The 22,005-nt window shown below is 56.6% G+C and carries 19 protein-coding genes, 2 tRNA genes and 1 rRNA gene; 11 read left to right on the top strand and 11 right to left on the bottom strand.

The genetic code is table 11. From position 1 onward, the window contains the following. The first annotated feature begins 603 nt into the window (after positions 1-603). From AC2T6E_RS21925 to trmL, 8 genes are all read left to right on the top strand, one after another. Positions 604-2,511: a PTS mannitol transporter subunit IICBA gene (locus tag AC2T6E_RS21925; RefSeq protein WP_316384628.1), complete on the top strand. Its 1,908-nt coding sequence runs from the start codon at positions 604-606 to the stop codon at positions 2,509-2,511. Positions 2,512-2,608: 97 nt separating this feature from the next. After that, entirely contained in the window at positions 2,609-3,757 is a 1,149-nt protein-coding gene (gene mtlD, locus AC2T6E_RS21920) for a mannitol-1-phosphate 5-dehydrogenase (protein ID WP_486693230.1), read from the top strand. Next, on the top strand, positions 3,754-4,344 hold the full coding sequence (gene mtlR, locus AC2T6E_RS21915) for a mannitol operon repressor MtlR (protein WP_010436680.1): 591 nt from the start codon (positions 3,754-3,756) through the stop codon (positions 4,342-4,344). The genes mtlD and mtlR overlap by 4 nt, the downstream gene beginning before the upstream one ends. 57 nt (positions 4,345-4,401) lie before the next feature. Next, positions 4,402-4,764, top strand: coding sequence for a YibL family ribosome-associated protein (locus AC2T6E_RS21910; protein WP_010436679.1), 363 nt, complete (start codon positions 4,402-4,404; stop codon positions 4,762-4,764). Between the two features lie 279 nt (positions 4,765-5,043). Continuing rightward, on the top strand, positions 5,044-6,699 hold the full coding sequence (gene lldP, locus AC2T6E_RS21905; protein WP_010436678.1) for an L-lactate permease: 1,656 nt from the start codon (positions 5,044-5,046) through the stop codon (positions 6,697-6,699). Next, positions 6,696-7,469, top strand: a complete 774-nt coding sequence (lldR, locus tag AC2T6E_RS21900) for a transcriptional regulator LldR (protein ID WP_120159841.1) — start codon at positions 6,696-6,698, stop codon at positions 7,467-7,469. Before lldP ends, lldR begins: the two co-directional genes overlap by 4 nt. Continuing rightward, the gene (gene lldD / locus AC2T6E_RS21895) at positions 7,466-8,653 is read left to right on the top strand and encodes an FMN-dependent L-lactate dehydrogenase LldD (protein WP_108418115.1); all 1,188 of its coding nucleotides are present in this window, start codon (positions 7,466-7,468) and stop codon (positions 8,651-8,653) included. Before lldR ends, lldD begins: the two co-directional genes overlap by 4 nt. A 78-nt stretch (positions 8,654-8,731) precedes the next feature. Continuing rightward, entirely contained in the window at positions 8,732-9,205 is a 474-nt protein-coding gene (gene trmL / locus AC2T6E_RS21890; protein WP_120159839.1) for a tRNA (uridine(34)/cytosine(34)/5-carboxymethylaminomethyluridine(34)-2'-O)-methyltransferase TrmL, read from the top strand. Positions 9,206-9,242: 37 nt separating this feature from the next. On the opposite strand, the gene ilvC is transcribed toward trmL, so the two are convergent. Then, positions 9,243-10,718 (bottom strand): ketol-acid reductoisomerase, encoded by a 1,476-nt coding sequence (gene ilvC, locus AC2T6E_RS21885; protein ID WP_486693229.1) that lies wholly within the window; start codon positions 10,716-10,718, stop codon positions 9,243-9,245. 152 nt (positions 10,719-10,870) lie between these two features. Here ilvC and ilvY point away from each other — a divergent pair, with 152 nt between their 5' ends. Continuing rightward, on the top strand, positions 10,871-11,761 hold the full coding sequence (ilvY, locus tag AC2T6E_RS21880; RefSeq protein WP_010436673.1) for an HTH-type transcriptional activator IlvY: 891 nt from the start codon (positions 10,871-10,873) through the stop codon (positions 11,759-11,761). 45 nt (positions 11,762-11,806) lie between these two features. Here ilvY and ilvA read toward each other — a convergent pair whose 3' ends face one another. The 6 genes from ilvA to ilvL all read right to left on the bottom strand — a co-directional run bounded on the left by ilvA (position 11,807) and on the right by ilvL (position 18,357). After that, positions 11,807-13,351 (bottom strand): threonine ammonia-lyase, biosynthetic, encoded by a 1,545-nt coding sequence (gene ilvA / locus AC2T6E_RS21875; protein ID WP_010436672.1) that lies wholly within the window; start codon positions 13,349-13,351, stop codon positions 11,807-11,809. A 2-nt stretch (positions 13,352-13,353) separates the two neighbouring features. Next, positions 13,354-15,204, bottom strand: a complete 1,851-nt coding sequence (ilvD, locus tag AC2T6E_RS21870; RefSeq protein WP_108418114.1) for a dihydroxy-acid dehydratase — start codon at positions 15,202-15,204, stop codon at positions 13,354-13,356. Between the two features lie 60 nt (positions 15,205-15,264). Continuing rightward, complete coding sequence (gene ilvE / locus AC2T6E_RS21865) at positions 15,265-16,194, bottom strand: branched-chain-amino-acid transaminase (protein WP_014885677.1); 930 nt, start codon at positions 16,192-16,194, stop codon at positions 15,265-15,267. 18 nt (positions 16,195-16,212) lie between these two features. Beyond that, positions 16,213-16,476 carry an acetolactate synthase 2 small subunit gene (gene ilvM, locus AC2T6E_RS21860; protein ID WP_003860184.1) on the bottom strand — a complete coding sequence of 88 codons (264 nt, stop codon included), beginning with the start codon at positions 16,474-16,476 and terminating at the stop codon, positions 16,213-16,215. Continuing rightward, a complete protein-coding gene (gene ilvG, locus AC2T6E_RS21855) occupies positions 16,473-18,119 on the bottom strand; it encodes an acetolactate synthase 2 catalytic subunit (protein WP_260663396.1) in 1,647 nt (548 codons plus the stop codon). The genes ilvM and ilvG overlap by 4 nt, the downstream gene beginning before the upstream one ends. Positions 18,120-18,258: 139 nt before the next feature. Further along, on the bottom strand, positions 18,259-18,357 hold the full coding sequence (gene ilvL / locus AC2T6E_RS21850; protein WP_001311244.1) for an ilv operon leader peptide: 99 nt from the start codon (positions 18,355-18,357) through the stop codon (positions 18,259-18,261). A gap of 342 nt (positions 18,358-18,699) precedes the next feature. Here ilvL and AC2T6E_RS21845 point away from each other — a divergent pair, with 342 nt between their 5' ends. Continuing rightward, positions 18,700-20,220, top strand: a complete 1,521-nt coding sequence (locus tag AC2T6E_RS21845) for a YifB family Mg chelatase-like AAA ATPase (RefSeq protein ID WP_454540220.1) — start codon at positions 18,700-18,702, stop codon at positions 20,218-20,220. A 29-nt stretch (positions 20,221-20,249) separates the two neighbouring features. Here the strand turns inward: AC2T6E_RS21845 and AC2T6E_RS21840 are convergent, their stop codons facing one another. Beyond that, positions 20,250-20,588, bottom strand: coding sequence for a MaoP family protein (locus AC2T6E_RS21840; protein WP_023309658.1), 339 nt, complete (start codon positions 20,586-20,588; stop codon positions 20,250-20,252). 118 nt (positions 20,589-20,706) lie between these two features. On the opposite strand from AC2T6E_RS21840, the gene hdfR reads away from it, so the two are divergent. Beyond that, positions 20,707-21,528, top strand: a complete 822-nt coding sequence (gene hdfR / locus AC2T6E_RS21835) for an HTH-type transcriptional regulator HdfR (RefSeq protein ID WP_089599716.1) — start codon at positions 20,707-20,709, stop codon at positions 21,526-21,528. Between the two features lie 97 nt (positions 21,529-21,625). On the opposite strand, the gene AC2T6E_RS21830 is transcribed toward hdfR, so the two are convergent. From AC2T6E_RS21830 to rrf, 3 genes are all read right to left on the bottom strand, one after another. Then, positions 21,626-21,701: transfer RNA gene (locus AC2T6E_RS21830), tRNA-Trp, on the bottom strand. Between the two features lie 53 nt (positions 21,702-21,754). Further along, a tRNA-Asp gene (locus AC2T6E_RS21825) sits at positions 21,755-21,831 on the bottom strand. Between the two features lie 56 nt (positions 21,832-21,887). Continuing rightward, positions 21,888-22,003 (bottom strand): 5S ribosomal RNA (gene rrf, locus AC2T6E_RS21820). Between the last annotated feature and the right edge of the window lie 2 nt (positions 22,004-22,005).

The raw sequence follows: 22,005 nt of genomic DNA, 5'->3' as shown, positions 1-22,005 counted from the left end.
ATTAATTTATTTTTAAACAAAAGAGCAATGCTTTTATTTCAAAGGCGGGGAGTATCGGTTTTTATAATATCTCCATGCAAGTTTATAAGCGTGTCAAAATATATCCTGAATAATAATATACTTAACCTTACATTATGAGCGTAATCTACCTTTTCTTTTTTTGCCATACCACATCTTAAAAGTGGTTTTTTAGCTTTCCGTGTTGCTTGCTTTCATCCTGGCGTCGAATGGCAAAGCAAAGTTTGCCAGGGATCACATGCAGACAAATCTGCATAAAAATATTTTGTGAATCCAGTCACATCTCAGAAACAAACACGCGGCGGAGAAATGTGACACTGATCGCAAAACAGGGGTGGTTTTGCTTCTTTTCTACGCGTTGTATTTATTTTACACACTGATTTTGTGATGGAGATCACTTCATTATTCGCCCCACCCCCTACATTTACGTGACTGAGATCACACAAATTTTCGCTGTCTGGACAGTTGAACGATTCAGTGCCAGATTTCACAGCATCAGAACAGGGCCCGGCTACCTCTGCCGCCGCACATTAACGATAAACCTCGGGCCGCAAGCCTAAGCGTAAACATAAGAAGGGGTGTTTTATGTCATCCGATTTCAAGATCAAAGTTCAAAGCTTTGGTCGTTTCCTCAGCAACATGGTGATGCCAAACATCGGCGCGTTTATCGCGTGGGGTATCATCACTGCATTGTTCATTCCGACAGGGTGGTTGCCTAACGAAACGCTGGCGAAGCTTGTTGGTCCAATGATTACCTATCTGCTGCCGCTGCTCATCGGTTTCACCGGTGGTCGTCTGGTCGGCGGTGACCGTGGTGGCGTCGTGGGTGCCATCACAACCATGGGTGTTATCGTCGGTGCGGATATGCCGATGTTCCTCGGCGCCATGATTGCCGGTCCTCTGGGCGGCTGGGCGATTAAGAAATTCGACGTCTGGGTTGATGGCAAGATCAAATCCGGCTTCGAAATGCTGGTGAACAACTTCTCTGCGGGCATCATCGGGATGATCCTCGCGATTCTGGCGTTCATGGGCATTGGCCCTGCGGTTGAAGTGCTGTCCAAAATTCTGGCAGCAGGCGTTAACTTCATGGTTGCGCACGACATGCTGCCGCTGGCGTCTATCTTTGTTGAACCGGCGAAAATCCTGTTCCTCAACAACGCCATCAACCACGGTATCTTCTCACCGCTGGGTATTCAGCAGTCCCATGACCTCGGCAAGTCCATCTTCTTCCTGATTGAAGCGAACCCGGGTCCGGGTATGGGCGTTCTGCTGGCGTACATGTTCTTTGGTCGCGGCAGCGCTAAGCAGTCTGCGGGCGGCGCGGCTATCATCCACTTCCTGGGCGGTATCCACGAAATTTACTTCCCGTACGTGCTGATGAACCCACGTCTGATCCTGGCCGTTATCCTCGGCGGTATGACCGGTGTGTTCACCCTGAGCGTGCTGGGCGGTGGTCTGGTTTCTCCAGCGTCTCCGGGCTCTATCCTGGCGGTACTGGCGATGACGCCAAAAGGGGCTTACTTCGCTAACATCGCGGCGATCTGTGCGGCGATGGCGGTCTCCTTCGTGGTGGCGTCTATCCTGCTGAAAACCAGCAAAGTGAAAGAAGACGACGATATCGAAGCGGCAACCCGTCGTATGCACGACATGAAAGCGGAATCCAAAGGCGCTACCCCGCTGGCCGCTGGCGATGTCTCTAACGACCTGAGCCACGTGCGTAAAATCATCGTTGCCTGTGACGCCGGTATGGGCTCCAGCGCAATGGGTGCAGGCGTGCTGCGTAAGAAAGTACAGGATGCGGGTCTGAACAATATCTCTGTCACTAACAGCGCGATTAACAGCCTGCCGCCGGACGTTGACCTGGTGATCACGCACCGCGATCTGACCGAACGCGCCATGCGTCAGGTGCCTCAGGCGCAGCACATTTCGCTGACTAACTTCCTCGACAGCGGCCTGTACACCAGCCTGACAGAGCGTCTGGTTGCGGCCCAGCGTCACGAAGATAACGAAGTCAAAGTGCGTAGCAGCCTGCAGGACAGCTTCGACGAGAGCAACGCTCACCTGTTTAAACTGGGCGCGGAAAACATCTTCCTCGGTCGTACCGCGACCAACAAGGAAGAAGCGATTCGCTTTGCCGGTGAGCAGCTGGTGAAAGGCGGCTACGTTCAGCCAGAATACGTTGACGCAATGCTGGAACGTGAAAAACTGACCCCAACCTACCTGGGTGAATCCATCGCGGTTCCGCACGGTACGGTTGAAGCAAAAGACCGCGTGCTGAAAACGGGCGTGGTGTTCTGTCAGTACCCTGACGGCGTGCGCTTCGGCGAAGAAGAAGATGACATCGCCCGTCTGGTGATTGGTATTGCCGCACGCAACAACGAGCACATTCAGGTGATTACCAGCCTGACCAACGCGCTGGACGATGAGTCTGTTATCGAGCGCCTGGCACAGACTGAAAGCGTTGACGAAGTTCTGGCACTGCTGAACAAGTAAGTTCCAACTATTCCCTCTCCCTTTGGGAGAGGGTTAGGGTGAGGGAAAAGCCTCACCCCAGCCCTCTCGGGTAAAAACATTAATGAAGGTTAATACTATGAAAGCATTACATTTTGGCGCAGGTAACATTGGCCGTGGTTTTATCGGCAAACTGCTGGCAGACGCGGGCATTACGCTGACGTTTGCCGATGTGAATCAGGTGGTCCTGGATGCCCTGAATGCCCGTCATAGCTATCAGGTCCACGTAGTGGGTGAAAACGAGCAGGTTGAAACCGTGTCGGGCGTGAATGCGGTAAGCAGCATTGGCGACGACGTTATCGACCTGATTGCCAGCGTTGATCTGGTCACCACGGCGGTAGGTCCGGTGGTGCTTGAGCGTATCGCGCCTGCGGTGGCAAAAGGTCTGGCGAAGCGTAAAGCACAGGGCAACGATGCTCCGCTGAATATCATCGCCTGCGAAAACATGGTGCGTGGCACCACGCAGCTGAAAGGTCACGTTCTGGCGGCTGTCGCTGACGAAGACAAAGCATGGGTTGAAGCGCACGTCGGCTTTGTCGACTCCGCCGTTGACCGTATCGTACCGCCATCAGAATCTGCAACCAACGACCCGCTGGAAGTGACCGTTGAAACCTTCAGCGAGTGGATCGTCGATAAAACCCAGTTTAAAGGCACCCTGCCTACCATCCCGGGGATGGAATTAACTGATAACCTGATGGCATTTGTCGAACGTAAACTCTTCACGCTGAACACGGGTCATGCTATAACCGCGTACCTCGGAAAATTGGCCGGTCATCAGACCATTCGTGACGCGATCCTCGATGAGAAGATCCGCGCGGTGGTGAAAAGGGCAATGGAAGAGAGCGGCGCGGTGCTGATCAAACGCTACGGTTTTGATGCTGATAAACACGCAGCATACATCCAGAAAATCCTCGGTCGTTTTGAAAACCCGTATCTGAAAGATGACGTTGAGCGCGTGGGTCGTCAGCCGCTGCGTAAACTGAGCGCGGGCGATCGCCTGATTAAGCCGCTGCTGGGCACGCTGGAATACGGCCTGCCGCACGCCAACCTGGTGAAAGGGATCGCGGCCGCAATGCACTACCGCAGCGAGCAGGATCCGCAGGCGATTGAGCTGGCTCAGCTGATTGATGACAACGGCGCGCAGGCTGCGCTGGCGCAGATTTCCGGTCTGGACGCCAACAGCGACGTGGTGGCGGAGGCGGTAAGCGCATATAACGCAACCAAATGATACAGAGTCCGGCGCAGGTTAGCCTGCGCCCGAATAACAGATTGTCAGATATGCAGGCAATAATGGAACAAACCCAGGCCTTTGAAAACCGTGTGCTTGAGCGTCTGAATGCTGGCAAAACCGTACGAAGTTTCCTGATTGCCGCCGTCGAGCTGTTAACTGAGGCGGTCAATATCCTGGTGCTTCAGGTGTTTCGCAAAGACGACTACGCGGTAAAATATGCTGTAGAACCGTTACTGGACGGAGACGGACCGCTGGGCGATCTTTCAGTGCGTCTGAAGCTGATTTACGGCCTTGGCGTGCTAAGCAGGCCAGAGTATGAAGACGCTGAATTGCTGATGGCATTACGCGAAGAGTTAAATCATGACGGTAATGAGTACACCTTTACTGATGATGAAATTCTTGGGCCCTTCGGCGAATTACACTGCGTCACCGCATTGCCCCCTGCGCCCCATTTTGATAACAGCGACCCTGAGCTGTACGCGATGCAAAAGCTGCGTTATCAACAGGTTGTCCGTTCCACCATGGTACTTTCCCTGACTGAGCTGATTTCGCGAATCAGCTTAAAAAAAGCGTTTCAGAAGTAAGCCTGCGCACATTGGTGTATCCTTCCTGTAAATTCCCCCGATTTAGAGTCATTTGTCATGAAAGAAGTCGAAAAGAACGAAATTAAACGCCTGAGCGACCGTCTGGATCTGATCCGTCACCAGATGGCTGGCCTTTCCCTGGTTGATTCCGCTGAGAAGTACGCCGAGCTGGAGAAAGAAGCTGCCACGCTGGAAACAGAAATCGAGCGTCTGCGCGAAGTGAAGGGCCAGAAGCTGAGCAAAGAAGCGCAAAAGCTGATGAACATGCCGCACCGCCGTGCGATCACCAAAAAAGAGCAAGCCGACATGGGCAAGCTGAAAAAAAGCGTCCGTGGCCTGGTGGTGGTGCACCCGATGACCGAGCTTGGCCGCGAAATGGGCCTGAAAGAGATGACGGGCTTTTGTAAGACCGCGTTCTGATAATTCTCCCTCTCCCTGTGGGAGAGGGCCGGGGTGAGGGCATCAGACCCCACCCCGCTTCAAATTGGCCCAACCAATTCCCCTTTTCTTCCTCCCTTGGTTCACAATTCCATTATTTTCGCTCACAAACTCATTGCCTGACCATAACATTTGGTTAACTATTTGTTGTCATTAACCCTACAACACAACATTGGCAGGACCACTTTTACACAGACTGTGATGCAGAGATGAGCGGAGACTCACCCGCAACGCTAACTGTGTGGTCCCCAGGAGACCTGCATGAGCCTCTGGCAACAAAACTACGATCCGGCCGGGAATATCTGGCTGTCGAGCCTGATCGCATCGCTTCCGATCCTGTTCTTCTTCTTTGCGCTGATTAAGCTCAAGCTGAAGGGCTACCTCGCCGCGACCTATACCGTTGCCATCGCTCTGATGGTGGCGTTGTTCTTCTACAAAATGCCGGTCGATCGCGCGCTGGCCTCCGTCGTCTATGGCTTCTTCTACGGACTGTGGCCGATTGCGTGGATCATCATCGCCGCCGTCTTTGTCTACAAAATCTCGGTAAAAACCGGGCAGTTCGACATCATTCGCTCGTCGATTCTCTCCATCACGCCGGACCAGCGTTTGCAGATGCTGATCGTCGGCTTCTCCTTCGGAGCATTTCTGGAAGGGGCGGCAGGATTTGGCGCACCGGTGGCGATCACCGCGGCGCTGCTGGTGGGTCTGGGCTTTAACCCGCTGTATGCCGCGGGCCTGTGCCTGATTGTGAATACCGCGCCGGTAGCCTTCGGCGCGATGGGGATCCCGATTCTGGTGGCCGGACAGGTCACCGGGCTGGACAGCTTTGAGATCGGCCAGATGGTGGGCCGCCAGTTACCGTTCCTGACCATCATCGTGCTGTTCTGGATCATGGCGATTATGGACGGCTGGCGCGGCGTGAAAGAGACCTGGCCCGCGGTGATGGTGGCGGGCGGTTCGTTCGCGATTGCCCAGTATCTCAGCTCCAACTTCCTCGGCCCTGAACTGCCGGACATTATCTCTTCCCTGGTGTCGCTGGTCTGTCTGACGCTGTTCCTGAAACGCTGGCAGCCGGTGCGCATCTTCCGCTTTGCCGATATGGGTGCCTCACATGTGGATCAGACTCTGGCCCGCACGGGCTATACGGCCGGGCAGATCGTCCGCGCCTGGTCACCGTTCCTGTTCCTGACCGCCACCGTGACGCTGTGGAGCGTTCCACCGTTTAAAGCGCTGTTCGCGCCTGGCGGCGCGCTGTACGACATGGTGATTAACATCTCCGTGCCGTTCCTCGACAAGATGGTTGCGCGTATGCCGCCGGTGGTGCACGACGCCACGCCGTACGCGGCGGTGTTCAAATTTGACTGGTTCTCCGCTACCGGCACGGCCATTCTGTTTGCCGCTATCCTTTCCGTGGTGTGGCTGCGCATGAAGCCTGCCGCCGCAGTGCAGACCTTTGCGGCAACGATTAAAGAGCTGATGCTGCCGATCTACTCCATCGGCATGGTGCTGGCGTTCGCGTTTATCTCGAACTACTCCGGCCTGTCTTCGACGCTGGCGTTAGCGCTGGCGCATACCGGCCACGCGTTTACCTTCTTCTCGCCGTTCCTCGGCTGGCTGGGCGTGTTCCTGACCGGTTCCGATACCTCATCAAACGCCCTGTTTGCCGCCCTGCAGGCGACGGCAGCGCAGCAGATTGGCGTGTCGGACGTGCTGCTGGTCGCCGCTAACACCACCGGCGGCGTGACCGGGAAGATGATTTCCCCGCAGTCCATCGCCATTGCCTGTGCCGCGGTGGGACTGGTGGGTAAAGAGTCAGATCTGTTCCGCTTTACCGTTAAACACAGTCTGATATTTACCTGCATGGTGGGCGTTATTACCACGCTGCAGGCCTATGTCTTAACCTGGATGATTCCATGATAGTGATGCCCAGACGCCTCTCCGACGAGATTGCCACTCGCGTGCGGGCGCTGATTGAAGAACAACATCTGGAAGCGGGCATGAAATTGCCCGCCGAACGCCAGCTTGCCGCCCAGCTTGGCGTGTCGCGCAATTCACTGCGCGAGGCGCTGGCGACGCTGGTTAACGAAGGGGTGCTGCTGAGCCGTCGCGGCGGCGGTACTTTCGTGCGCTGGCAGCATGATGACTGGTCCGAGCAAAATATCGTCCAGCCGCTGAAAACGCTGATGGAAAACGACCCGGACTACAGCTTTGACATCCTTGAAGCGCGTCACGCCATCGAAACCAGCACCGCGTGGCACGCGGCAATGCGGGCAACCGAGGCCGACAAAGAGAAGCTCAAAGCCTGTTTCGAAGCCACGCAAAGCAGCGATCCGGACATCGCCTCGCAGGCTGACGTGCGGTTTCACCTGGCGATTGCCGAGGCGTCGCACAACGTGGTTCTGCTGCAGACCATGCGCGGGTTCTTCGACCTGCTGCAGTCCTCCGTAAAGCAGAGCCGCCAGCGTATGTATCTGGTCCCGCCGGTTTTTGCTCAGCTAACCGAACAGCACGAGGCGGTGCTCAACGCCATTCTGGTGGGCGATGCCGAGGCCGCGCGCAAGGCGATGATGGCGCATCTCGGCTTCGTGCACACCACCATTAAACGATTCGATGAAGATCAGGCCCGACAGGCGCGCATTACCCGTCTGCCTGGCGAGAGTGATATTTCCAGGGAGAACAAAGCATGATTATTTCAGCAGCCAGTGACTATCGCGCCGCGGCACAGCGCATTTTGCCCCCCTTCCTGTTCCACTACATTGACGGCGGGGCGTATGCCGAATACACCCTGCGCCGCAACGTGGAAGATCTGTCTGAGGTGGCCCTGCGCCAGCGCGTGCTGAAAAATATGTCTGACCTGAGCCTTGAGACGAAGCTGTTTAACGAAACGCTCTCCATGCCGGTAGCGCTCGCGCCCGTAGGCCTGTGCGGTATGTACGCCCGTCGTGGCGAAGTGCAGGCCGCCGCCGCGGCGGATGCTAAAGGCATTCCGTTTACGCTTTCCACCGTGTCCGTCTGCCCGATTGAAGAAGTCGCCCCGACCCTCAAGCGCCCGATGTGGTTCCAGCTGTACGTCCTGCGCGATCGCGGCTTTATGCGTAACGCGCTGGAGCGCGCGAAAGCGGCGGGTTGCTCCACGCTGGTCTTTACCGTCGATATGCCAACGCCCGGCGCGCGCTACCGTGATGCGCACTCCGGCATGAGCGGCCCAAACGCCGCGCTACGCCGCTACTGGCAGGCCGTCACCCACCCGCAGTGGGCGTGGGATGTGGGTCTGAACGGACGTCCACACGATCTGGGAAATATTTCGACCTATCTCGGCAAACCAACCGGACTGGAAGATTACATCGGCTGGCTGGCAAATAACTTCGATCCGTCCATCTCGTGGAAAGACCTGGAGTGGATCCGCGAATTCTGGGACGGCCCGATGGTGATCAAAGGGATCCTCGACCCGGAAGATGCCCGCGACGCGGTGCGCTTCGGCGCGGACGGGATCGTGGTCTCTAACCACGGCGGACGCCAGCTCGACGGCGTGCTCTCTTCTGCCCGCGCGCTGCCCGCCATCGCCGATGCGGTGAAAGGGGACATTGCGATTCTGGCCGACAGCGGCATTCGTAACGGGCTGGATGTGGTGCGCATGATTGCCCTGGGGGCAGACAGCGTGCTGCTGGGTCGCGCGTACCTGTACGCGCTGGCCACCAGCGGTCAGGCGGGCGTGGCGAACCTGCTGAACCTGATCGAGAAAGAGATGAAGGTGGCGATGACGCTGACCGGTGCGAAGACGATTAGCGAAATTAGCAAGGATTCGCTGGTGCAGGAGTTGAGTAAACTGCCTGCGGCGCTGGCCCCGCTGTCGCATGGCGACGCTGCTTAAGGTCTGATCCCCTCACCCTGGCCCTCTCCCCAAAGGGGTGAGGGGATGCTATTCTGCCCCCGCAATTAAGGGGGCAGCATGCTTAACATCGTTTTATTCGAACCAGAAATACCACCCAATACCGGCAACATCATCCGACTGTGCGCCAACACCGGTTTTCGTCTGCATATCATTGAGCCGATGGGCTTTGCGTGGGACGACAAGCGCCTGCGTCGCGCGGGGCTGGATTACCATGAATTTACTGCCGTCGTTCGCCATCACGATTACGCCACGTTTCTGGAAGCCGAAAAACCGCAGCGCATGTTCGCCCTGACCACCAAAGGCACCCCAGCGCACAGCGCGGTGAGCTATCAGGACGGGGATTATCTGATGTTTGGCCCGGAAACGCGCGGCCTGCCAGCCACCATTCTTGATGCCTTGCCAGCCGAGCAAAAAATTCGTATTCCGATGATGCCGGACAGCCGCAGCATGAACCTGTCGAATGCGGTGTCGGTAGTGGTGTATGAGGCGTGGCGCCAGCTGGGATACCCTGGCGCAGTACTGCGTAGCTGAAACATGTCGGGTGGCTTTCGCCACCCGATTCGTCGATTTAGCCTGCTACCGCGATACGCTTCATATCGGTCATGTAGCCGCGCAGTTTCTGGCCCACTTTCTCGATTTCGTGGCTGCGGATCGCGTCGTTTACGTCACGCAGCTGCGCGTTGTCAACCGCACCTTCTGCAATCGCTTTGCCCAGATCGCCTGCCTGCAGAGTGGTCATAAACTCTTTCAGCAGCGGTACGCAGGCGTAAGAGAACAGGTAGTTACCGTATTCTGCGGTATCAGAGATAACCACGTTCATTTCATACAGGCGCTTACGGGCGATGGTGTTCGCGATCAGCGGCAGCTCGTGCAGTGATTCATAGTACGCAGACTCTTCGATGATGCCGGAGTCCACCATGGTTTCGAACGCCAGCTCAACGCCTGCTTTCACCATCGCGATCATCAGTACGCCTTTATCGAAGTACTCCTGCTCGCTGATTTTGCCGTCGAACTGAGCAGCGTTTTCAAACGCGGTTTTACCGGTCTCTTCGCGCCAGGTCAGCAAGTTTTTATCGTCGTTCGCCCAGTCCGCCATCATGCCGGAAGAGAATTCGCCGGAGATGATGTCATCCATGTGTTTCTGGAACAGCGGTGCCATGATGGTTTTCAGCTGTTCAGACAGCGCGTAAGCACGCAGTTTTGCCGGGTTGGACAGACGGTCCATCATCAGCGTAATGCCGCCCTGCTTCAGCGCTTCGGTGATGGTTTCCCAGCCGAACTGAATCAGTTTTTCCGCGTAGGACGGGTCGGTGCCTTCTTCCACCAGCTTGTCGAAGCACAGCAGAGAACCGGCCTGCAGCATGCCGCACAGAATGGTCTGCTCGCCCATCAGGTCAGATTTCACTTCAGCAACGAAGGACGATTCCAGAACGCCCGCACGGTGGCCGCCAGTCGCCGCTGCCCATGCCTTGGCAATCGCCATGCCTTCGCCTTTCGGATCGTTTTCCGGGTGAACCGCGATCAGGGTCGGCACGCCGAAGCCACGTTTGTACTCTTCACGGACTTCGGTACCCGGGCACTTCGGCGCCACCATCACTACGGTGATGTCTTTACGGATCTGCTCGCCCACTTCAACGATGTTGAAGCCGTGGGAGTAACCCAGCGCCGCGCCGTCTTTCATCAGCGGCTGTACGGAACGCACAACGTCTGAGTGCTGCTTGTCTGGCGTCAGGTTAACCACCAGATCCGCCTGCGGGATCAGCTCTTCGTAGGTACCCACTTTGAAGCCGTTTTCGATCGCTTTACGCCAGGAAGCACGCTTTTCGGCAATCGCTTCTTTACGCAGGGCGTAGGAGATATCCAGCCCGGAGTCACGCATGTTCAGGCCCTGGTTCAGACCCTGCGCGCCACAGCCGACGATGACCACTTTTTTACCCTGAAGGTAGCTCGCGCCATCGGCAAATTCGTCGCGCGCCATGAAGCGGCATTTGCCCAGCTGCGCCAGCTGCTGGCGCAAGTTCAGTGTATTAAAGTAGTTAGCCATGGGTGATACCTCGTGATGTTGTGTGTCTTATTGTTCGGTTCGCGTTTCAGCGAGAATGTACCCACATTACAACAGGAAATTTATTGCGGAAATTGATATATTCACAACGTCACGTTGCAGTTTTTGCAATGTAAAAAGAGGGAGTGGAATCGATGGATTTACGCGATCTGAAAATGTTCCTGCACCTGGCGGAAAGCCGTCACTTTGGCCGCAGCGCCCGGGCGATGCACGTCAGCCCCTCCACGCTTTCGCGCCAGATCCAGCGCCTTGAGGAAGACCTCGGCCAGCCGCTGTTCGTGCGCGATAACCGCACCGTCACGCTGACGGAGGCCGGTGAAGAACTGCGCGTCTTTGCCCAGCAGACCTTGTTGCAGTACCAGCAGCTGCGACACACCATCGACCAGCAAGGGCCGTCGCTTTCCGGCGAGCTGCATATTTTCTGCTCCGTGACCGCCGCCTATAGCCATCTGCCGCCCATTCTCGACCGCTTCCGCGCGGCGCATCCGTCGGTCGAAATTAAGCTCACCACCGGCGATGCCGCCGACGCAATGGAAAAAGTGGTGACGGGCGAAGCGGATCTCGCCATTGCCGGGAAACCCGAAACCCTGCCTGGCGCGGTGGCGTTCTCCATGCTGGAAAATCTGGCAGTGGTGTTGATTGCCCCGGCGCTGCCCTGCCCGGTGCGTAATCAGGTGTCGGTGGAGAAACCGGACTGGTCCACGGTGCCGTTTATCATGGCCGATCAGGGGCCGGTGCGCCGCCGCATTGAGCTGTGGTTCCGCCGTCAGAAGATCAGCAACCCGTCGATATACGCCACGGTCGGCGGCCATGAGGCGATGGTGTCGATGGTGGCGCTGGGCTGCGGCGTGGCGCTGCTGCCGGAAGTGGTGCTGGACAACAGCCCGGAGCCGGTGCGCAATCGCGTGATGATTTTAGAGCGCAGCGACGAGAAAACGCCGTTTGAGCTTGGCGTGTGCGCACAAAAAAAGCGGCTGCATGAGCCGCTTATTGATGCGTTCTGGAAGATATTGCCGAACCACTAAAGCCGGGTGGCGCTGCGCTTACCCGGCCTACACGCAGCTCAACCCTTAGCCCGCGAGGAAGAAGCGGAACGCCGGGTTGTGGGTTTCGTCGTGACACTCATAGCCCAGCTCGTTCAACCGCGTTTCGAAATCCGGCTCGTGCTCGCCCAGTTCAAATGCCGCCAGCACGCGGCCGTAGTCGGTGCCGTGGCTGCGGTAGTGGAACAGAGAGATGTTCCAGTGCGTGCCCAGCGTGTGCAGGAACTTGAGCAACGCGCCCGGCGATTCCGGGAACTCGAAGCTGAACAGACGTTCCTTGAGCGGCTTCGATGGACGCCCGCCGACCATGTAGCGCACGTGCAGCTTTGCCATCTCGTCGTCAGAGAGATCGACCACGCTATAGCCTCCCTCATGCAGCAGGTTGAGGATCTCTTTGCGCTCCTCTACGCCGCGGCTCAGACGCACGCCGACAAAAATGCAGGCGTCTTTGGCATCGGCAAAACGGTAGTTAAACTCCGTCACCGAACGGCCGCCCAGCAGCTGGCAGAACTTCAGGAAGCTGCCCTTCTCTTCCGGAATGGTCACCGCCAGCAGCGCTTCACGCTGTTCGCCCAGCTCGCAGCGCTCGGAAACGTAGCGCAGGCCGTGGAAGTTCACGTTTGCACCAGACAGCACGTGCGCCAGACGCTCGCCGCGAATGTTGTGCTGCGCGATGTATTTTTTCATGCCCGCCAGCGCCAGCGCGCCGGAAGGTTCCGCCACCGCACGCACATCCTCGAACAGATCTTTCATCGCCGCGCAGATGGCGTCGCTATCGACGGTGATGATGTCGTCGAGATATTCCTGGCACAGGCGGAAGGTTTCATCCCCAATGCGCTTCACCGCCACGCCCTCGGCAAACAGCCCGACGCGCGGCAGGTCTACCGGATGACCCGCATCCAGCGCCGCCTTAAGGCAGGCAGAGTCTTCCGCTTCAACGGCGATGACTTTGATCTGCGGCATCAGCTGTTTGATCAGCACCGCGACGCCCGCAGCCAGGCCACCGCCGCCGACCGGCACAAACACGCGGTCGAGATGGGCATCCTGCTGCAGCAGCTCAAGCGCCAGCGTGCCCTGCCCGGCAATCACCATCGGGTGGTCGAACGGCGGCACCCAGGTGAAACCCTGCTGCTGCGCCAGCTCAATCGCTTTGGCTTTTGCTTCGTCGAAGTTAGCCCCGTGGAGCAGCACTTCACCGCCGAAACCGCGGACCGCATCGACTTTGATGTCTGCGGTAGCGACCGGCATCACGATCAGCGCTTTCAGCCCCAGACGGGCAGACGAGAACGCAACGCCCTGGGCGTGGTTTCCCGCCGAGGCGGTAATCACACCGCGCGCTTTCTGCTCGTCGGTCAGCCCGGCCATCATCGCGTAGGCGCCGCGCAGCTTGAAGCTGTGCACCGGCTGACGGTCTTCGCGCTTCACCAGAATGACGTTGTCGAGGCGCGAAGAGAGTTTTTCCATTTTCTGCAGGGGCGTGACCTGCACGGCTTCATAGACCGGCGCGCGTAGCACCGCTCTCAGATATTCCGCCCCCTCGGGGGCGGCGGATAAGGGTTGTGACTCGGCCATCATTAGCCCCCAAGTTTAGATTTATCGCGCACCGCGCCTTTATCTGCACTGGTGGCAAGGCTCGCGTAGGCGCGCAGGGCGAAGGAGACTTGGCGCTGGCGGTCTTTCGGGGTCCAGGCTTTATCGCCGCGGGCTTCCTGCGCTTCACGACGGGCCGCAATTTCCTGGTCACTCAGCTTGAGCTGAATGCCGCGATTCGGAATGTCGATTTCGATAAGATCGCCGTCTTCGATGATCGCAATGTTGCCGCCGCTTGCCGCTTCCGGCGAAACGTGGCCGATGGAGAGGCCGGAGGTGCCGCCGGAGAAACGCCCGTCGGTGATCAGCGCACACGCCTTACCGAGTCCCATGGATTTCAGGAAGGTGGTTGGGTAGAGCATCTCCTGCATGCCGGGACCGCCTTTCGGCCCTTCGTAGCGAATGACAACCACGTCGCCTTCCACCACTTTGCCGCCGAGAATTGCCTCTACCGCTTCATCCTGGCTTTCGTACACTTTCGCCGGACCGGTGAATTTCAGGATGCTGTCGTCCACGCCTGCGGTTTTCACGATGCAGCCGTTTTCCGCAAAGTTACCGTACAGCACGGCCAGACCGCCGTCTTTGCTGTAGGCGTGCTCCAGCGAGCGGATACAGCCTTCGGCGCGGTCATCGTCCAGGGTGTCCCAGCGACAGTCCTGGGAGAACGCCTGGGTAGTGCGAATACCGGCAGGACCCGCGCGGAACATTTTTTTCACCGCATCGTCTTTGGTCAGCATCACGTCGTACTGGTCCAGCGACTCCGGCAGCGTCAGGCCGAGCACGTTTTTCACTTCACGGTTCATCAGGCCCGCACGATCCAGCTCGCCCAGAATGCCCAGCACGCCGCCCGCGCGGTGTACGTCCTCCATATGATATTTCTGGGTACTCGGCGCGACTTTACACAGCTGCGGCACTTTACGGGACAGCTTGTCGATGTCGCTCATGGTGAAGTCGATTTCGGCTTCCTGCGCGGCGGCCAGCAGATGCAGAACGGTGTTGGTGGAACCGCCCATGGCGATATCCAGCGTCATGGCGTTCTCAAACGCGGCTTTGCTGGCGATGTTGCGCGGCAGCGCGCTGGCATCGTCCTGCTCGTAGTAGCGTTTAGTCAATTCAACGATGCGCTTACCGGCGTTAAGGAACAGCTGTTTGCGGTCGGCGTGGGTCGCCAGCAGCGAGCCGTTACCCGGCTGAGAGAGGCCCAGCGCTTCGGTCAGGCAGTTCATGGAGTTGGCGGTAAACATACCGGAACAAGAGCCGCAGGTCGGACACGCGGAGCGCTCAACCTGGTCGCTCTGCTCATCAGAGACTTTCGGGTCCGCGCCCTGGATCATCGCATCGACCAGGTCGAGCTTGATGATTTTGTCGGAGAGCTTAGTTTTCCCCGCTTCCATTGGACCACCGGAGACGAAGATCACCGGAATATTCAGGCGCAGGGAGGCCATCAGCATCCCCGGGGTAATTTTGTCGCAGTTGGAGATGCAGACCATCGCATCGGCGCAGTGGGCGTTAACCATGTACTCAACCGAGTCGGCGATCAGCTCGCGCGATGGCAGTGAATAGAGCATGCCCCCGTGCCCCATCGCGATACCGTCATCCACCGCAATGGTGTTGAACTCTTTCGCCACGCCGCCGGAGGCTTCGATTTGCTCGGCAACCAGTTTGCCGAGATCGCGCAGGTGCACGTGGCCCGGTACGAACTGGGTGAAGGAGTTCACCACGGCGATAATCGGCTTGCCGAAATCGGCGTCGGTCATTCCGGTGGCGCGCCACAGTGCGCGGGCACCCGCCATATTACGGCCGTGGGTGGTGGTGGCTGAACGATACTTAGGCATGCTTTATTTACTCCCGTCTGACTATTTAATGGGACGGTGCGTGCCGTCCCAAATTTATACTTAGTGATTAACCTGATCCAACCAGCCGTATTTATCTTCTGTTTCGCCGGTGAAGAGGCCAAAGAACGCTTGCTGAATACGTTTGGTGACCGGGCCACAGCGGCCTTCGCCCACCTGGATACCGTCTACGCTGCGCACCGGCGTGATTTCAGCCGCGGTACCGGACATGAACACTTCATCAGCCAGATACAGGGATTCGCGGGACAGCACCTGCTCGCGCACTTCGATACCCAGATCTTTCGCCAGCTTGATGATGGCGTCACGGGTGATGCCCGGCAGCGCGGACGAGGTGAATGGCGGCGTGAAGAGGATGCCGTCTTTCACTTCAAACAGGTTTTCGCCCGCACCTTCAGAGATGTAGCCATTCACGTCCAGGGCGATACCTTCCTGATAGCCGTGACGGCGCGCTTCGCTACCGACCAGCAGGGAAGAAAGGTAGTTACCGCCTGCTTTCGCGGCTGTCGGGATGGTGTTTGGCGCCACGCGGTTCCAGGAAGAGACCATTGCGTCGATCCCCTGCTCCAGGGCTTCAGCACCCAGGTAGGCACCCCATGGGAACGCGGCAATGATCACATCGGTGTTGTAACCGGCTGGCGGGTTCACGCCCATGCCGACGTCGCCCACGAAGACCAGCGGACGAATATAGGCGCTGGTCAGGTTGTTTTTACGGATCACTTCGCGACAGGCTTCCATCAGCTCATCAACGCTTTGAGAAACCGGGAAACGATAAATTTTGGCTGAGTCATGCAGACGCTGCATGTGTTCGCGATGGCGGAACACCACTGGTCCTTTGTGAGAGTCGTAGCAACGGATGCCTTCAAACACGGAGGTACCGTAGTGCAGCGCGTGGGACATCACGTGGACCTTCGCGTCCTCCCAGCGAACCATCTCACCGTTGAACCAAATGTAATCAGCTTTTTTTGTCGTCATTTTTTCGTCCTGTCACGCTTAAGCGCGGATTTGTTGTGATGTGGTTGTGCTCTGGCAGATGGCAACATGGGCAACGTCTACCAGTTTTGATAATTGGCTAAACAGTAAGTCGACCGGCCGCGGGCTGGCAACGGTTAATTCGATACTGATGTTCTGGGCGTCTGTGGCCGTTTCCATATTCATAGAGCAAATCTGAAAACCACGATGACGCACCACGCGCAAAACGCGCTCTAAGGTTTCCGGGTTGAAGCGAGCCTGTACGGCGACCTGATGCTGCATCATGATAATTTCTCCATCATTTGTGAGTTACTGGCACCAGGCGGTACCAACGGCCAGACGTTCTCGAGTTCGTCGATTGAGACATGAAGCAGGTAAGGCCCATCGCTGTTCAGCATGGTGTCGAGCGCCGCTTCAACCTGATCTTTACGGGTGATGTGCTGGCCAGGGATGCCAAAGGCGCTGGCCAGGGTGAGGAAATCGGGGTTATCGGTGAGCGTCGTTTCGCTGTAACGCTCCTGGAAGAACAGCTGCTGCCACTGGCGAACCATCCCTAAACGCTGGTTGTCGAGCAAGACGATTTTCAGCGGCAACTGCTTACGCTTAACGGTGCCGAGCTCCTGAACGTTCATCATGAAGGAGCCGTCACCGGAGATACAGATAACGGTATCGTTCGGGCGGGCAACCTGCGCGCCAACGGCTGCTGGCAGACCGAAGCCCATCGTCCCTAACCCGCTGGAGGTGATGAAGTTTTCCGGGCGGGTGTAGGTCATGTGCTGCGCGGACCACATCTGGTGCTGGCCTACGTCGGTTGTGACGATGCTGTCAGCCGGTTTACGGTCGGACAGCTGCTTCAACAGCAGCGGTGCGTAGATGGCCTCGCCGGGATGGTCGTAACGCCAGGCGTGCTCGGCGCGCATGTCTGCGGTGTGCTGACGCCACGCGTTGATATCCAGCGGCTGCTGCAGTGCCGGTAACAACGCGTTGAGATCGCCCTGCAGCGCGACGTGCGCCTGACGCAGCTTGTTCATCTCCGCCGGGTCGATATCCATATGGATGACTTTGGCGTTCGGCGCAAAGGTATTCAGCTTGCCGGTAACGCGGTCGTCAAAACGGGCGCCTACGGCGATGAGCAGATCGCACTCCTGCACCGCCAGGTTTGCCGCTTTGGTGCCGTGCATCCCCAGCATGCCCAGATAGTATGGGTAATCCGCGTCGACAGCGCCCAGACCTTTCAGGGTGCAGGTCGCTGGCATCTGCGTTGTTGCGATAAATTCGCGCAGGGCTGGAACGGCCTGCGCCATGCCGACGCCACCGCCGACGTACAACATCGGCTGTTTCGCCTGCGCCAGCATCTGACGAGCCTCTTCAACTTCCGCATCCGGAAACGCATTGTCGCTTTCAACGGTGGAGAAGTGCGGTTCCAGATCGCCGAGTGCCACCTGGATATCTTTCGGGATATCGACCAGAACCGGACCAGGACGACCGGAGCTTGCCACTTCGAACGCTTCTGCCATTACGCGCGGCAGCTCTTCCAGAGACTGGACGAGGAAGCTGTGTTTGGTGCAGGCCAGCGATAAACCAAGGACGTCGACTTCCTGGAAAGCATCGGTACCGATAAACGGAGACGCCACCTGGCCGGTGATGGCGACAACGGGAACGGAATCCAGCAGGGCATCCGCCAGACCGGTGATTAAGTTAGTTGCGCCTGGGCCTGAAGTGGCCATGCAGACACCGGTTTTGCCCGTGGCACGAGCGTAACCAATGGCCGCCATCGCTGCACCCTGCTCGTGTCGGCACAACAGGTGTTCCACGCCGCCGTCATACAGTGCATCGTAAATCGGCATAATTGCGCCACCCGGATAACCGAATACGGTTTCCACTCCCTGCGCGCGCAACGCATGTACAACCCATTGTGCCCCATTCATAGTTAGTTCCCCGTCATAAAACTGGAGAAACAGAATTTTGTGCTAGTCGTCATGCTCTGCTCCTCGTTTACGTTTTTTAGTCATAAAAAAACCCCCGGACCTTTCGGTGCGGGGGTCTTAGTTCGTTAAGGCTTGATTTCTAAGCCTTTCCTCGTCCAAGTGCAGCCCCGCACGGTGGGATAATAATCACCACCACGCTAATCACGACCAGGCTAATCACTCGTAGAAGGGCTGTCATTTTCAGTTCTTTCTGCATCTTGTTCGAAGGAATACCTAAAGAGTTATCACAGAATTCAAAACAAACACAAGATTTATTTATGGCTCATTTGATTAGCCAGCAAATCATATTTCTTAAAATCGTTGTTTTATATGAGGAAAATAGAAAATGAATATTTTTCATTTTTTTCACGGCGGACTACAGCGTCAAAACGCGGTTTTTTACGTTCTGCGAGAAGGCTTCCATGATTATGCAATGGTATGAATGTGGCATAAAAATACCTGAACAGGTGCCGTAAATTCACAAAATGACGCTAAAAATTCCATACAGGCGCTGGCATAGTCACACCAGGAGGTAGTGCAAATGTCACTGTCAGTTGTTTATACGCGTGCGGCTCTCGGGGTGAAGGCACCGCTGATTTCCGTAGAGGTTCATTTGAGTAATGGGCTGCCGGGACTCACGCTTGTCGGGCTACCGGAAACGACGGTTAAAGAGGCGAGGGATCGCGTTCGCAGCGCAATAATAAATAGCGGTTATACCTTCCCCGCGAAGAAGATCACCATCAACCTTGCCCCCGCCGATCTACCCAAAGAGGGGGGACGATACGATTTACCTATCGCGATTGCGCTTCTCGCGGCTTCTGAGCAGCTTAATACAACCAGGCTAGGCTCGTACGAGTTTGTGGGCGAACTCGCGCTCACAGGCGCGTTAAGAGGCGTTCCCGGTGCAATATCCGGAGCGCTGGAGGCAATCCGTGCTGGGCGGCAAATCATTGTCGCCAATGAAAACGCATCAGAGGTGAGTCTTATTGCAGAAAAGGGATGCCTTATAGCGGGGCATCTTCAGGAAGTGTGTGCCTGGCTGGAAGGGCGACATGAGCTGTCCGAACCGGAGGAGTGTGACGATGAGGTAACGGATGTACCAGAGGATCTCAGCGAGATTATGGGACAGGAGCAAGGGAAACGGGCGCTGGAGATCACGGCGGCGGGTGGACATAATCTTCTGCTGATTGGCCCACCGGGTACGGGTAAAACCATGCTGGCGAGCAGGTTGAGTGGGTTGCTCCCACCGCTTAATAATCATGAAGCGCTGGAAAGCGCCGCGATATATAGCCTGATCGGTTCTACGTCGCTGCAAAAACAGTGGCGTCGACGTCCTTTTCGTTCCCCGCATCATAGCGCTTCACTGACGGCAATGGTCGGCGGTGGGTCTATTCCGGGGCCGGGTGAGATCTCACTGGCGCACAATGGCATTCTGTTTCTCGATGAGCTGCCTGAATTTGAGCGCCGCGTGCTGGATGCACTGAGGGAACCCATTGAATCCGGCGAGATACATATCTCACGCACGCGTGCCAAAATAAGCTATCCCGCCAGGTTTCAGCTCGTCGCGGCGATGAACCCCAGCCCCACGGGACACTATCAGGGGAATCATAACCGCTGTACGCCAGAGCAGACGCTGCGCTATCTGGGAAAGCTGTCCGGCCCGTTCCTCGATCGTTTCGATTTATCACTGGAAATCCCGCTTCCACCGCCTGGCATACTCAGGCAGACGGGTATACAGAGTGAAAGCTCTGCGAATGTTCGCGAGCGGGTTATCGCGGCGCAGGCGCGACAGTATGCTCGTCAGAACAGACTGAATGCGCGGCTGGATAATGCCGGGATCCGACAGTTTTGTTCACTTAACGGTGAGGATGCGGGGTGGCTGGAAGAGACGTTGACGCGGTTTGGGCTGTCCATACGTGCGTGGCAGCGTCTGTTGAAAGTGGCCAGAACCATTGCTGACGTGGAGGGGTGTGATGATATTGAGAGGAAACATCTGCAGGAAGCGCTGAGCTATCGCGCTATCGACCGTTTGCTGCTGCATCTGCAGAAGTTGCTGGCATAAAAAAGGGGCCGTAGCCCCTTCTCACCATCTTAGTCGTCAGACTCTGTGTAGTCTTCTGCACCTTCCATCTGCGGCTTACCGCCAGACAGCGTATGGAAGCGCTTTGGACGCTTAATGCGTGCCATGTACTTGATCCATACACGTTCTGCTTCAGACTCCGGCTCACGCTCACCACGGCATACAGAAACAAACTGTTTCTCGTCTTCGGTAGCAGGTTCGCGCTTACCCAGATCCAGCTCGTTAAAGGCATAACCATGGCGCTCAAGCAGTTGAGCTTCTTTGATGGTGAAATCGCCGTGACGAGAGAACCCGCGCGGATAATGTTTATTGTCGAAAAAACGATTAGTCGTCGTAAAGCTTTCCGCCATCCTACACGCTCCTAATTCTTTGGCCGAGCTATTTATGGCGCGGAGTATTAGTTACGCTTGACAGAGTGTAAAACAAAACATTTAAATCATAACGACAAATAATTTTGTGGAGAAAGATGTGGATACGGAATTGTTAAAAACTTTCCTTGAAGTGAGCAGAACGCGTCACTTCGGGCGAGCCGCTGAAGCCCTTTACCTGACGCAGTCAGCAGTCAGTTTTCGTATTCGACAGCTGGAAAATCAACTGGGTGTGAATCTTTTTACCCGCCATCGCAACAATATCCGCCTCACGCCTGCCGGTGAAAAACTGCTTCCGTATGCGGAGACATTGATGAACACCTGGCAAGCGGCGCGTAAAGAGGTTGCGCATACCTCAAGACACAATGAATTCTCGATTGGGGCCAGCGCATCCCTGTGGGAATGCATGCTCAGTCAATGGTTGAGCCGGTTGTATCATTCACATGGGCATCTGCAATTTGAGGCCAGAATTGCGCAACGTCAGTCGCTGGTTAAGCAACTCCATGAGCGCCAACTTGATCTTCTGATCACGACCGAAGCCCCCAAGATGGACGAATTTAGCAGCCAGATCGTAGGGCAGTTTGGTCTTGCGCTTTATGCGTCTGAGCCGTCAATGATGAAAGCCGATCTGAGTTATCTGCGCCTGGAATGGGGCCCGGATTTTCAGCAACATGAGTCAGGGTTGATTGCCAGCGATGATGTCCCCCAGTTAACAACAAGCTCTGCGGAGATTGCCTGCCAGCAGCTGCCTTTATTAAAGGGCTGCACCTGGCTACCTACTCGCTGGGCAGACAGCAGACCGGGTCTGCATACCGTCGCAGATTCCACGACCCTTTCCAGACCGTTATATGCTATTTGGCTGCAGAACAGCGATAAGCAGTCGCAGATTAAAGATCTTCTAAAAATCAATATCATGGACTAACACAAAAAGCCTGCAGAGATGCAGGCTTCTTTATTAGAAGAGGTGTTTGTCGTATTACAGGCAAAAAAAATCCTTTGCCGAAGCAAAGGATTCTATATGGCAGGGGCGGAGAGACTCGAACTCGCGACACCCGGTTTTGGAGACCGGTGCTCTACCAACTGAGCTACGCCCCTAAAGTTTCTTACCATCAAGCCTGCCTAAAAGGCAGGCTTGATGTCTTAATAAGTGGCGGAACGGACGGGACTCGAACCCGCGACCCCCTGCGTGACAGGCAGGTATTCTAACCGACTGAACTACCGCTCCACCGAAGACTGCTTGTAACCACCGGATTAATGCACCGGCTTACTACTAAATTTGATGCCTGGCAGTTCCCTACTCTCACATGGGGAGACCCCACACTACCATCGGCGCTACGGCGTTTCACTTCTGAGTTCGGCATGGGGTCAGGTGGGACCACCGCGCTAAAGCCGCCAGGCA

The sequence above is a fragment of the Enterobacter sp. B79-1 genome, assembly GCF_057444735.1.
This window is presented reverse-complemented; position numbering and strand designations above follow the sequence as displayed.